Origin of the sequence: Fretibacter rubidus, from assembly GCF_041429785.1 — a bacterium.
In the GTDB taxonomy this organism is placed as follows: domain Bacteria; phylum Pseudomonadota; class Alphaproteobacteria; order Caulobacterales; family Maricaulaceae; genus Fretibacter; species Fretibacter rubidus.
Map to the genome: position 1 here is coordinate 931170 of NZ_CP163423.1, position 10989 is coordinate 942158.

14 protein-coding genes and 1 riboswitch are annotated in these 10989 nt (G+C 53.1%); of the genes, 10 read left to right on the forward strand and 4 right to left on the reverse strand.

What is annotated here, in order from left to right; all coding sequences use genetic code 11:
• Positions 1 to 17 precede the first annotated feature (17 nt).
• Together AB6B37_RS04390 and AB6B37_RS04395 are read left to right on the forward strand one after the other, a co-directional pair.
• On the forward strand, positions 18 to 743 hold the full coding sequence (locus tag AB6B37_RS04390) for an SURF1 family protein (protein ID WP_371397684.1): 726 nt from the start codon (positions 18 to 20) through the stop codon (positions 741 to 743).
• Positions 740 to 1318, forward strand: coding sequence for a GNAT family N-acetyltransferase (locus AB6B37_RS04395; RefSeq protein ID WP_371397685.1), 579 nt, complete (start codon positions 740 to 742; stop codon positions 1316 to 1318). Before AB6B37_RS04390 ends, AB6B37_RS04395 begins: the two co-directional genes overlap by 4 nt.
• 23 nt (positions 1319 to 1341) lie before the next feature.
• Here the strand turns inward: AB6B37_RS04395 and AB6B37_RS04400 are convergent, their stop codons facing one another.
• Complete coding sequence (locus tag AB6B37_RS04400; RefSeq protein ID WP_371397686.1) at positions 1342 to 1905, reverse strand: YqgE/AlgH family protein; 564 nt, start codon at positions 1903 to 1905, stop codon at positions 1342 to 1344.
• A gap of 151 nt (positions 1906 to 2056) precedes the next feature.
• Here AB6B37_RS04400 and AB6B37_RS04405 point away from each other — a divergent pair, with 151 nt between their 5' ends.
• From AB6B37_RS04405 to AB6B37_RS04420, 4 genes are all read left to right on the forward strand, one after another.
• A complete protein-coding gene (locus tag AB6B37_RS04405) occupies positions 2057 to 2539 on the forward strand; it encodes a peroxiredoxin (RefSeq protein WP_371397687.1) in 483 nt (160 codons plus the stop codon).
• 72 nt (positions 2540 to 2611) lie between these two features.
• Positions 2612 to 3532, forward strand: a complete 921-nt coding sequence (locus AB6B37_RS04410; RefSeq protein WP_371397688.1) for an SPFH domain-containing protein — start codon at positions 2612 to 2614, stop codon at positions 3530 to 3532.
• 9 nt (positions 3533 to 3541) lie between these two features.
• Positions 3542 to 4012, forward strand: coding sequence for an NfeD family protein (locus AB6B37_RS04415; RefSeq protein WP_371397689.1), 471 nt, complete (start codon positions 3542 to 3544; stop codon positions 4010 to 4012).
• A gap of 73 nt (positions 4013 to 4085) precedes the next feature.
• Positions 4086 to 4514 (forward strand): hypothetical protein, encoded by a 429-nt coding sequence (locus tag AB6B37_RS04420; RefSeq protein WP_371397690.1) that lies wholly within the window; start codon positions 4086 to 4088, stop codon positions 4512 to 4514.
• Between the two features lie 26 nt (positions 4515 to 4540).
• Here the strand turns inward: AB6B37_RS04420 and rnhA are convergent, their stop codons facing one another.
• Both rnhA and ispH read right to left on the reverse strand, forming a co-directional pair.
• Entirely contained in the window at positions 4541 to 5008 is a 468-nt protein-coding gene (gene rnhA / locus AB6B37_RS04425; RefSeq protein ID WP_371397691.1) for a ribonuclease HI, read from the reverse strand.
• Positions 5008 to 5997 carry a 4-hydroxy-3-methylbut-2-enyl diphosphate reductase gene (gene ispH / locus AB6B37_RS04430; protein WP_371397692.1) on the reverse strand — a complete coding sequence of 330 codons (990 nt, stop codon included), beginning with the start codon at positions 5995 to 5997 and terminating at the stop codon, positions 5008 to 5010. The genes rnhA and ispH overlap by 1 nt, the downstream gene beginning before the upstream one ends.
• 125 nt (positions 5998 to 6122) lie before the next feature.
• Here ispH and AB6B37_RS04435 point away from each other — a divergent pair, with 125 nt between their 5' ends.
• Both AB6B37_RS04435 and argS read left to right on the forward strand, forming a co-directional pair.
• On the forward strand, positions 6123 to 6722 hold the full coding sequence (locus tag AB6B37_RS04435) for a hypothetical protein (protein WP_371397693.1): 600 nt from the start codon (positions 6123 to 6125) through the stop codon (positions 6720 to 6722).
• A 9-nt stretch (positions 6723 to 6731) separates the two neighbouring features.
• Entirely contained in the window at positions 6732 to 8510 is a 1779-nt protein-coding gene (argS, locus tag AB6B37_RS04440; protein ID WP_371397694.1) for an arginine--tRNA ligase, read from the forward strand.
• A 205-nt stretch (positions 8511 to 8715) separates the two neighbouring features.
• Here argS and AB6B37_RS04445 read toward each other — a convergent pair whose 3' ends face one another.
• A complete protein-coding gene (locus AB6B37_RS04445; RefSeq protein WP_371397695.1) occupies positions 8716 to 9069 on the reverse strand; it encodes a hypothetical protein in 354 nt (117 codons plus the stop codon).
• 211 nt (positions 9070 to 9280) lie between these two features.
• Positions 9281 to 9398: riboswitch (glycine riboswitch) on the forward strand.
• Between the two features lie 35 nt (positions 9399 to 9433).
• On the opposite strand from AB6B37_RS04445, the gene gcvT reads away from it, so the two are divergent.
• A complete protein-coding gene (gene gcvT, locus AB6B37_RS04450) occupies positions 9434 to 10582 on the forward strand; it encodes a glycine cleavage system aminomethyltransferase GcvT (protein ID WP_371397696.1) in 1149 nt (382 codons plus the stop codon).
• A 4-nt stretch (positions 10583 to 10586) separates the two neighbouring features.
• Positions 10587 to 10958, forward strand: coding sequence for a glycine cleavage system protein GcvH (gene gcvH, locus AB6B37_RS04455; protein WP_371397697.1), 372 nt, complete (start codon positions 10587 to 10589; stop codon positions 10956 to 10958).
• Positions 10959 to 10989: the final 31 nt, after the last annotated feature.

The window sequence follows — 10989 nt, forward strand, 5'->3', positions numbered from 1 at the left end:
AAAGAACAGTTTTAGTCATGCGTTTGCATTTCCGTCCCTTTCCGGGCCTAACAATATTTACCGTTATCTCGCTGATTATCCTCATTGCGCTGGGGACGTGGCAATATCAAAGGCTGCAATGGAAAACTGCCTATCTGGCAGAGGTGGAACAAGCCGTGACGGCTCCGCCTTTAACGTCGCTTGCCTCTGTTGAAGCGGCGCTACAATCTGGCACGCCAGTCGACTTTAGCCGCATTGAATTTGACGGCGACATTATTGGCGGGCAGACGCCGTTTTTAGTTTATTCACGCCGCAAGACCGAACTCAGCTGGCGGCCTTTTGTTCCCGTGGAGTCCACAGGCCGTGCTGTGTTCGCGGCGCTAACCCCCGTGGCTGATCGTGCGCGGGGCGGTATCATGACCACAACGGCTGAGCCTGTTACGCTGGCGGGTTATGTGCGCATGTGGCAACCCAAAGACCGCGGTGTTCCCAATAGCACACCCGATATGAACCGCTGGTTTAGTTTTAATCCTATGCCGGACAGCGCTAATTGGGCCGATAGCGTGCCAGGCGGAGCGGATATGCGCTACTATATCGATACGGTGCCGGGCGTCTTAGACGCGGATACATTGCCGCTAAAACGGCCCAATATTCGCAATAATCATTTTGATTATATGTTGACGTGGTACGGTCTCGCGGTTGTTCTGTTCGTCATCTACCTTATCCTGCATATACAGCGGGGACGGCTGGGCTTTCGGTCATGAGTGCCAATATCCATACTGAATTATACGGCCAAGCACCCGGCGGCTCTGTGCATTTGCGTCATCCGCGCTGGGCTGATTATGAGGACTGGGTGACGCTTCGACGCGAGAGCCGCGATTTCCTATCGCCATGGGAACCCAGCTGGGATGAAAATCATCTAACGCGCCCTAGTTACCGCGCGCGCTTATCACGATTTAAAAAGATGGTGGCATCTGGCGAAGGCTATCCGTTTCATATTTTTCGGGCCTCTGATAACCGCCTTATCGGGGCGTGTAATATCATGCAGCTCCGCCGTACCGTGGCGCAAAGCGCGCAATTGGGATATTGGGTTGGGGAGCGTTATGCCCGCCAAGGCTTTGCCCGTGCGGCCGTTCGGGCGTCTGTGCAATTTTGCTTTGATGAATTGGGCCTGCACCGCATCGAGGCTGCCGTCCGGCCAGAAAATGTCCCGTCGATTAGCTTGCTAGAAGCTGTCGGGTTTAGCTATGAAGGCGTGGCGCGCGAATATCTTAAAATTGACGGGGCGTGGCGCGATCACGCCATTTATGCGCGGTTGGTATCGGACCCCTTTGCATAAGGGGGGAGGGGCGTAAAACAGCCTTAGGCCTGCCCGCCAGTTGATAGCTGTTCTGGTGAAATACCCATACCCGCCAAGGCTCGCGTCCATTTGCTGTCCATATCCGTGTCAAAGATGAGCGCATCTTCGCCGTCCACGACCAACCAAGCATTAACAGCCAGTTCTTGTTCTAATTGTCCCGCTGACCATCCCGAATAGCCCACGGCCATAACAGCGCGTTTTGGTGCATTATCGGCGACCAGCGCCTCTAACACGTCTTTGGTCGACGTCATCATCAGCGTATCAGACAGCCGCAAGGAATTGTTATCATGGCTATAATCTGGGCTATGGATAACAAATCCGCGGTTCATATCAACAGGTCCGCCGTTCAGCACAGGACTGTTTGCGACCCGCACAGCGCCGTCGATGCCTATTTGATCCAACATCTCCGATAGGTTCAGCGCGCCTTTGGTCTTATTAACCGTCAGTCCCATGGCACCGTCGTCATCATGATTACAGACGTAGATAACCGCTTGGGAAAAGCGCGGATCTTCCATAGCCGGGGTAGCGATTAAAAATTTGCCAGTTAGATTTGTCGTTTTGATCATGAGGTATAAATGCGCCTTCATGCCAAGATTTCAACCCTATAGTTCTACTCCGTCGTTTGACGGGGCTATAACGGGTTTTCAAACGCGTCATATTGCCAAATACAGATTTCATACCCATATCTATGCTAACAATAGATTTGGAGAGAGCATTATGAGCATTAAAGTCGGTGATAAACTGCCAGAGGCAACCTTTATGACAATGGGCGCAGACGGCCCAGAACCCGTCACGACATCGGATGTGTTTAACGGCAAACGCGTGGCGTTATTTGCTGTGCCCGGTGCGTTCACGCCGACCTGTTCGGCCAAACATTTGCCGGGGTTTAAAGATCACGCCGCTGATTTCAAAGCCAAGGGCGTTGATGCCATTGCCTGTACGTCGGTCAATGATGTTTTTGTTATGGGCGCGTGGGGCAAAGACCAAGGTGTATCGGGCGAGATGACATTGCTCGCCGATGGTAATGGCGATTTCGCGGAAGAAATTGGTCTTGTGCTGGACGGATCTGGATTTGGCATGGGCAAACGCAGCCAACGTTACGCCATGGTCGTTAACGACGGTGTCGTCGAAGCGCTCCATGTTGAAGACGGTGGCGAGTTCAAAGTCTCATCAGCCGAATATGTGCTAGAAAACCTATAACACTTTTAAGGCGGAGCTTTAGGCTCCGTTTTTATTGGCATAATAACAATGACAATCCGAATTGGGGACTTTATGGACGCTGGTAGCATCGTCGTCATTATCTTAGTTTTACTGGCAATCGTCATCATTATGAAAGCGATTGTCGTCGTGCCGCAGGGTGCAGAGTTCACATTGGAACGCTTTGGGCGTTACACGAAAACGCTTAAACCTGGCCTATCCATTATTATTCCGTTTCTTGATACGATTGGTGTCAAAATGGATATGCGTGAACGCCTGATTGATGTGCCGTCTCAAGACGTCATTACCAAAGATAACGTCATGGTGACCGCCGATGCGGTTGTGTTTATCCAGGTCATCGATGTCCGCCGCGCTGCCTATGAGGTCAGCATGCTAGAGACGGCCATTCAAAATCTCTGTCAAACCAATGTGCGGACGGTTGTCGGCTCTATGGATTTGGATAGCGTTCTTTCCCGCCGTGATGAAATTAACGCACAGCTTTTGACCGTTATCGATAGCGCAACCGATGCTTGGGGCACGAAAGTCACGCGGATTGAGATTAAAGATTTATCGCCACCGATGGATATCACACAAGCCATGAATAAGCAGATGAAAGCAGAACGTGAAAAGCGCTCTGAGATTTTGCTGGCGGAGGGTCAAAAACAATCCGCCATTCTGACCGCCGAGGGTGAAAAAGAAGCCGCCATTCGCGAGGCTGAAGGCCGCAAAGAGGCGGCGTTCCTAGATGCCGAAGCCCGCGAGCGTGAGGCTGAAGCCGAAGCCAATGCCACCCAAATGGTATCCAAAGCCATTGCGGCGGGCGATGTGAACGCCGTGAATTACTTTATCGCGCAGGATTACGTCAAAGCGTTTGAAACGCTGGCCAATTCACCCAACCAGAAAACCCTAATTGTACCAGCGGAGTTATCTAGCCTCGCCGCGACTGTCGGCGGGCTTGGCGCGCTGATTGAAGCGGGTGCAAAGACTAAAAAATAGGGGGAGCATATGGACGCTGACAACAATATTATCGTCGCGTGGCTAGAGGCCATGTCAGGCATGAAGTGGATGATTATCGGGGCTTTGCTGCTGATACTCGAACTGGTCACGGGCACGACCTATATCCTCTGGCCGGCGTTCGCGGCGCTTGCTGTGGGGGTCTTTGCCTTTGTCCTGCCGATTGGCTGGGAAATGCAGTTTTTGCTATTCTTCATTCTCTCAACTGTCTTGCTTGTTTTTGGCCATGTCTATGTCCGTCCTCGCGTGAAAGGCGGAGAGCCGTCTGATCTGAACGACCGCGCGCGGGCCATGGTTGGTATGCGCGTGAAAGCGATTGCTGATTTTGAAACGGGCCAAGGCCGTGTCCAAGTCGGCGACACACAATGGCGCGCAAGACTAGAAGACGGCAACGCCAAATCCGGGGACGAACTTCGCGTGGTGCATGTCGATGGGACAACACTGGTCTGTGTAACGGCTTAACGCACTGTATGTTTGCTAATTAGCAACGTTACACTGCAAGACATTCTTAACACACGGTCGTCATGATGTGGCTATGACGGGATATAGTAATGCCCGGCGCTTGGCGGATAGAGGGGCTATTTCGCTAGAGGGGCTGAGTAATCAAACGGGATTATATAAGATCTGGAAAACAGAGAAAAGCGTCTGGCTGGATGGCCAAGACGTGATGCGTAGCCATGTGATGGACGATGCCATCATCGTGCCGCCGACCCCGCTGCCGCCGCAACGCTTTAAAACACTGATTGAAAATATCGGTTCTGCAAGGCCCTTTGAGACTGTGGAGTTTAGCGAGCAAGAGTTCCTGAACCTCGGCAACACAATCATTATTAGCTACAACGCGACTGCTAACCATCAACGGTTTCGCCGCCCCTATCTCGCCCATTGCATTACAACCTATGTTATGTGCAGCGGCCGCTGGCAAATCGCGAGCCATAGCCACGTGAAACGCGATAAAAGGGGTTAGGGTCTGTTTTAGCGTGGTAAGATGTTTTAATCCTCACATTCATCCTCATCCTCATCCCGAGTTGGAATCCCCATTCTGGCCAATTCATCCGCGCGTTCATTGCCGTCGACGCCGGCGTGGCCTTTGACCCATTTCCAATCGACGTTTCGGGTCGCGTTAAGGGCGTCAAGTTCGCGCCAGAGATCGGCGTTTTTCACGGCTTTTTTCGCAGCGTTTTTCCAGCCGCGTTTCTTCCACCCATGTATCCATTCTGTGATGCCTTTGAGCACATAGGTGCTATCGGTCCACAGGGTTATGGTGCCTTTGTAAGTGGGTTTGACGGCCTCTAGCGCTTTAATCGCGGCCATAAGTTCCATGCGGTTATTGGTGGTGTCTGGCTCCCCGCCGTGCAGCGTTTTCTCAACATCACCAAATTGCATCAACACGCCCCAACCGCCTGGGCCAGGATTGCCAGAACACGCACCGTCCGTATAGATAATCAGCTGTTTTGACACTATTCGCGTAGAAGCTTTGGCAGGCGGAAAATGACTTTTTCTTTGGTGACTTCGACCTCTTTGACGGTGATGTCATAGCGTGATCGGAGTGCCGCCAAAACACCATCGGTGAGATATTCAGGCGCGCTGGCCCCCGCCGATAGGCCAATTGTGTCTGCGGCTTCTATCATGTCCCAATTGATGCTATCCGCACTAGAGATGAGCATAGCGTTATCTGCGCCTCCCTTGTCGCCCACCTCGACGAGCCGCTTGGAATTTGACGAGGTTACAGAGCCAATGACGAGCAATAAATCGCATTCATCTGCAATCGCTTTGACAGCCATCTGGCGGTTTGTTGTGGCGTAACAAATATCTTCTTTATAGGGCAGGGCAATGGTCGGAAAACGACCCTTTAGGATGTCGATGATGCCTTGCGTATCATCCACAGACAGCGTTGTTTGCGTGACCAGCGCCAAATTATCAGGATTAGGCGGCATAATCGTGCGGGCTTCATCCTCGGTCTCGACCAGTGTAATCGCGCCCTCTGGCAACTGCCCCATAGTGCCGATGACCTCGGGGTGGCCTGTGTGGCCGATCATAAAAATATGGTGGCCCTTGGCGTAATGCCGCTCGGCCTCGATATGGACTTTGGAGACCAGCGGACACGTCGCGTCCAGCACGGTCATATCGCGCGCCTCTGCGGCCTTGGGCACGGATTTAGGTACGCCGTGGGCGGAAAACACTACAGGACGGTCGTCAGGACATTCGTCCAGTTCTTCGACAAAGACAGCCCCCAGACCGCGCAGGCGGTTCACCACATGGCGGTTATGGACAATTTCATGACGCACATAGACAGGGGCGCCGAATTTTTTAAGCGATTCTTCGACAATCAATATGGCGCGGTCAACACCTGCACAAAAACCGCGCGGGGCCGCCAAAAGCACAGTTTTGGTAGTGCGCGGGGCGTTGTCATCTGTGGTCGGGGCTATATCGACTGTTTTCACGCTCATTAAATTCTCCTCATGCGCGGCGGGCGTATTGCGGGGCGCGTCATAACCCGATAAGACCTAGCAAAGACAGGCGCTTTGCGCCAGCCACTATGACGGCACAATTGTCACGTCGTGAGGATTATATAATGCGCAATATGTTTAAAATTGGCCCTAAAGCCATTATGGGTCTCGTCCTTGTCAGTGCTGTCGCTCTTACGGGCTGCCGCACCACGCAAGAGGCGCTCTCCATTGGTGAAGCGGCAGAGCGTAACCCTGGCCCATGTCCGCGCGCTTTTGCGCTTTATGACGCCGCGCGTATTGTTGAATTTATGGCCCCGCAAGAGACGTTTCAAAATGTTGGCTTCACGGGCGAGATTGCGGGGGTACGCTCGCTTTGCCGTTACTACGGCGAACGACCCATTACGGGCGATATTGAAGTGACTTTTGATTTTGGCCGCGGCCCATCGGCCAATGGCTCGACCGCCACATATGAGTACTTTGTCGCTGCAACGCGTAAAAATATTGCGGTGATGAATAAGCAAGTGTTCCCGCTGACGGTGACATTCCCGGCCGGCGAAGACCGCGTGCGCGTGACCGAAACCGTAGCAAATTACGAAATCCCCCGCGCGGATGAGGGTACATCGGGCGAAAACTTCGAGCTTATCGTCGGCTTTGTTGTCACGCCGCAGCAACGCGCCTTTAACGCCGAAGGCAAGCGATTCCGCGTCTCTGTCGGTCAAAACTAGGGCACGAACATGCCGTCAATTTTGCACACATTAAATGCCGCCACAGAAGCGGCCTTTGAGGCTTTGGGGTACCCCGCCGCCATTGCGGGCACACGCGAATCCGATCGCCCCGATATGGCCCCGTTTCAATGTAACGGTGCTATGGCGGCGGCAGGTATTGCCAAAAAACGCGGCGAGAAAGTCAATCCGCGTGACATTGCGGGGCAGGCCGTGGACATCTTAAAAGACCATCCTGCGATAGACCGCCTCGATATTGCCGGACCGGGTTTTATCAATCTTCACCCCACGCTGGACGCTCTCTCCACTCGCGCATCGGAACTTAAGGCCAGCCCGAGTGGCGGCATCCCCCAAGAGACGCCCAAGACTATCGTGATAGATTACGGTGGGGCCAATGTCGCCAAGCCTATGCATGTCGGCCATTTGCGTTCTGCTGTCATTGGCGAGGCGATAAAACGTATCCTGCGCGCCCAAGGCCACACGGTTATTGGTGATGTTCATATGGGTGATTGGGGCCTACAAATGGGTCATTTGATTTCAGAGCTTTCGATTGAGCAGCCAGACTTGCCCTATTTCGATGCGGACAAAACGGACAATTACCCAAGCGACAGCCCGGTCACTATGGATGACCTCGCGCGACTTTATCCAAAGGCCAGCAATGCCGCAAAATCCGACCCCGACCGGATGGAAAAATCTCGCGTTGCGACGGCGGAATTACAGGCCGGACGGGCTGGGTACCGCGCGCTGCTTGAGCATTTCATTAATGTATCCGTGGCTGCGTTGAAAGTCGGTTACGGCAATCTAGGTGTCGAATTTGACCTATGGAAAGGCGAGGCCTGCGTTGACCCGCTCATCCCTGATATGATTGACGGTCTGAAAGCCCAAGGCATCACAGAGGAAGACGGCGGCGCGCTTATCATTCGTGTCGAAGAAGAGGGTGAGAAGAAAGATGTTCCGCCTGTCATGCTCCTCGCCAGTTCTGGTGCGGTGCTTTATCACACGACCGATTTGGCAACACTTGTTGACCGTAAATCTGACCCTGATCCGGGCTTGATTGTCTATGTCGTAGACCAACGCCAAGCACTGCATTTTGAACAGGTCTTTCGCGCCGCCGTGAAAGCGGGATGGTATGACCGTGACCAGCTGTTCCATGCAGGGTTCGGGACCATGAACGGCAAAGACGGCAAGCCGTTTAAGACCCGCGAAGGCGGCGTGCTGCGGCTGGAGGATTTGCTCGAGATTATGAACGAAGCAGCGGCCAAGCGCTTGTCCGAGTCAGGCATTGGTGCTGATTTTGAGCCCTCTGAGCGCACAGAAATCGCCCGTAAAGTTGGCCTCGCGGCTTTGAAATTTGCAGATTTGCAGAACCAACGCATGACAAATTACGTGTTTGACCCGGAACGGTTTACCGCCTTTGAAGGCAAGACTGGCCCTTACCTGTTATATGCTGTCGTGCGGATTAAATCTATTCTGCGCCGCGCGGATGAAGAAGGCGCAAGTCAAGGCGACATCACAGTCATAGAGCCTGCAGAGCAGCAGTTGGTTATGGCGCTGGACGCCTTTGGCCGCGCGGTGACGCAATCAGCGGAAAAATATGCGCCGCATATCCTCTGCGACCATATCTACCGCGTCGCGCAAAGTTTCTCGCGCTTTTATTCCGACTGCCCGATTATGGTTGATGACGTCAGCGATGATGTGCGTGGTTCGCGTCTGTCACTGGCCGCCTTGACGCTGGCGCAGTTGGAAATGGGCCTCACCTTACTCGGCATAGACGCGCCAGAACGGATGTAGGCGCGGGTAAGGCGCGACAGTTTAATAAGGTATTTGACTGATCTTGAATGACATGGGTTCCGGGTGGACTGCGTCCACGTCGGAATGACGTGTCTAAGGGATTAATTGTAATCACCGACCCCTGTCATTCCGCTGCTCTTGAAAAGTGCCCGGAATCCAAGTCGTGAATTTCAGGCGAGACGCAGTCTTTCAGGACAGATTGAACCTAACCCGCGCTTTGCACCTGCGTTGGCATGATGCGCTGCTGCGCTTGCGGTTGCTGGACTTGTGGCTGAGCTTGCTGTGGCTGTGGCTGAGCCTGAGGTGCTTGTGGCTGGGCCTGTTGTGCGCGGGCCTGTTGCTGTGCTCTCGCTTGGGCCGCTTGGGCGTCAAGTTGTGCGCGTTGGGCGGGGTCCATTACGGCGCGGCCTGGAATATAGGGGCGCTTGCCTTTACAGGCGTCTAGGCATTCAGCGTACATATCCAAAATATCGGGCATGTTTTTCTCGCCCCAAACGCCCATACCTTTGAGCTTTGAGACCAATTCAAACGCGATTTCTTCTTGTGATTTACCTGACATGCTGTCCCCTTAATATCACTCTTGTAAGCACCATCTTTTGCACAGAAGTCTTAACATTTCGGGTAGCGATTGAATTGACTCGCAATGTAGAATCCCGCATATCAGATTATCTCTTCCAAGCGGGAGAGCGTTCTTGCGTTTGCAAACAAACGTTAGGACCGCCGAAGGAGCAACCGCCGCCGGAAACTCTCAGGTACCGAGGACCGCTTGGATGTAAAACGCTGGAAAGCGGGCTGTATAGTGAAAAGCCCCGCCGACGGAGTAAATCGCGCGATTTGCGATAAATCACGCGATGAATCTCTCAGGTCTAAAAGGACAGCGGGTAGGCTCTTACACGGATTTAGTCCGTGAGTTCGGCCACGTTATGACACAGTTAAAAAAGACAGCCCTGCACCAGTTTCACGTCGATAGCGGTGCGAAAATGGTTGAATTTGCGGGCTATGATATGCCTGTTCAATATCCCATGGGTGTGATGGGCGAACATTTGCATACGCGCGAAAAGGCGGGCCTATTTGATGTCTCCCATATGGGGCAATGTTTTATTGCCGCCGATGACGGGACGTTTGAAACCGCCGCCAAAGCGCTGGAAAAACTTGTCCCTGCCAGTATCCAAGATTTGGAACCTGGGCAACAGCGTTACTCGCAGCTTCTGAATAAAGACGGCGGTATTTTAGATGATTTGATGATTTCTCGGCTGGGCCTAAAGGGACACACGCATCAACTTTATCTGGTCGTCAATGCGGGCTGTAAGGTGGCCGATTATAAGCACATCAAAAAACATCTGCCCAAAGGCGTGAATTTGTCGATCAAAGACGACACGCTGTCGCTGATTGCCTTGCAAGGCCCGCGCGCCTCTGATGTGCTGGGATGCCTCAATGAGGCTGTCGAAGATTTGGTCTTTATGACCCATACAGATCTGCAGCTTGCGGGCACGCTGGACGAGCCGCTTTACGCCCATATTTCGCGCAGTGGCTATACGGGTGAAGACGGCTATGAAATATCGGCTAAGCATGACGATATGATCCGCCTTGTTGAGCATTTGATGACCTATGACGATGTCGAAATTATCGGCCTTGGCGCGCGCGATAGCCTGCGTATGGAGGCTGGTCTGTGTCTATACGGACACGATATCGACACCACGACAAACCCGATTGAGGCGGGCCTAATCTGGTCCATTCAAAAGCACCGCCGAGAGGGTGGAGATTACTTGGGCGCGAAGGCGGTGGAAGAGACAATTAAAAATAAGCCCAAGCGTAAGCTCGTTGGGATTTTGCCCGAAGGCCGTGCGCCCGCCCGTGAACATACTGAAATTCAAGATATGGACGGCAAGACCATTGGCGAAATTACTAGTGGCGGTTTCGGACCCACAGTGGGCGGCCCTGTTGCCATGGGCTATGTGTCGCGTAAATTTTCAAAGGCGGGGACACCCGTGCAACTCATCGTGCGGGGGAAAGCCCGCCCAGCCAGCGTCGTGAAAATGCCTTTCGCGCCGCATCAATATTACAGGGGTTAAGGCCATGAGCGTATATTTTACAGAAGACCATGAATGGGTATCCGTTGACGGGGATATTGGGACGATTGGCATTTCCGCCTATGCCGCCAAAGCACTCGGTGATGTTGTCTTTGTCGAATTGCCAGACGTTGGGGCAGAGTTTGATAAAGGCGACGAAGCCGCTGTGGTCGAATTGGTCAAAGCCGCATCAGAAGTTTACGCACCGATTGCGGGCGAAGTGACAGAGGTCAACGGCGCGCTGGAAGACGAGCCCGCCAAAGTCAATGAAGACCCATCTGGCGCGGGTTGGTTTATGAAAATCAAAGTCGCTGATAAAGACGAGCTTGACGGATTGATGAACGCGGACGCGTATAAGACGTATTGCGATGGCTTATAGCGTTTCAATTTTCTGTCCGTGCGACAGAAAA

What these genes read in the sequence shown, in the direction of transcription:
- ispH (WP_371397692.1), bottom strand. Translation starts at nt 5,997, where the DNA reads ATGAGCGTGAAAACAGTCGATATAGCCCCGACCACAGATGACAACGCC.
- gcvH (WP_371397697.1), top strand. Translation starts at nt 10,587, where the DNA reads ATGAGCGTATATTTTACAGAAGACCATGAATGGGTATCCGTTGACGGG.
- AB6B37_RS04410 (WP_371397688.1), top strand. Translation starts at nt 2,612, where the DNA reads ATGGACGCTGGTAGCATCGTCGTCATTATCTTAGTTTTACTGGCAATC.
- AB6B37_RS04420 (WP_371397690.1), top strand. Translation starts at nt 4,086, where the DNA reads ATGACGGGATATAGTAATGCCCGGCGCTTGGCGGATAGAGGGGCTATT.
- AB6B37_RS04400 (WP_371397686.1), bottom strand. Translation starts at nt 1,905, where the DNA reads ATGATCAAAACGACAAATCTAACTGGCAAATTTTTAATCGCTACCCCG.
- AB6B37_RS04390 (WP_371397684.1), top strand. Translation starts at nt 18, where the DNA reads ATGCGTTTGCATTTCCGTCCCTTTCCGGGCCTAACAATATTTACCGTT.
- AB6B37_RS04445 (WP_371397695.1), bottom strand. Translation starts at nt 9,069, where the DNA reads ATGTCAGGTAAATCACAAGAAGAAATCGCGTTTGAATTGGTCTCAAAG.
- AB6B37_RS04405 (WP_371397687.1), top strand. Translation starts at nt 2,057, where the DNA reads ATGAGCATTAAAGTCGGTGATAAACTGCCAGAGGCAACCTTTATGACA.
- AB6B37_RS04435 (WP_371397693.1), top strand. Translation starts at nt 6,123, where the DNA reads ATGCGCAATATGTTTAAAATTGGCCCTAAAGCCATTATGGGTCTCGTC.
- AB6B37_RS04395 (WP_371397685.1), top strand. Translation starts at nt 740, where the DNA reads ATGAGTGCCAATATCCATACTGAATTATACGGCCAAGCACCCGGCGGC.
- gcvT (WP_371397696.1), top strand. Translation starts at nt 9,434, where the DNA reads ATGACACAGTTAAAAAAGACAGCCCTGCACCAGTTTCACGTCGATAGC.
- argS (WP_371397694.1), top strand. Translation starts at nt 6,732, where the DNA reads ATGCCGTCAATTTTGCACACATTAAATGCCGCCACAGAAGCGGCCTTT.
- AB6B37_RS04415 (WP_371397689.1), top strand. Translation starts at nt 3,542, where the DNA reads ATGGACGCTGACAACAATATTATCGTCGCGTGGCTAGAGGCCATGTCA.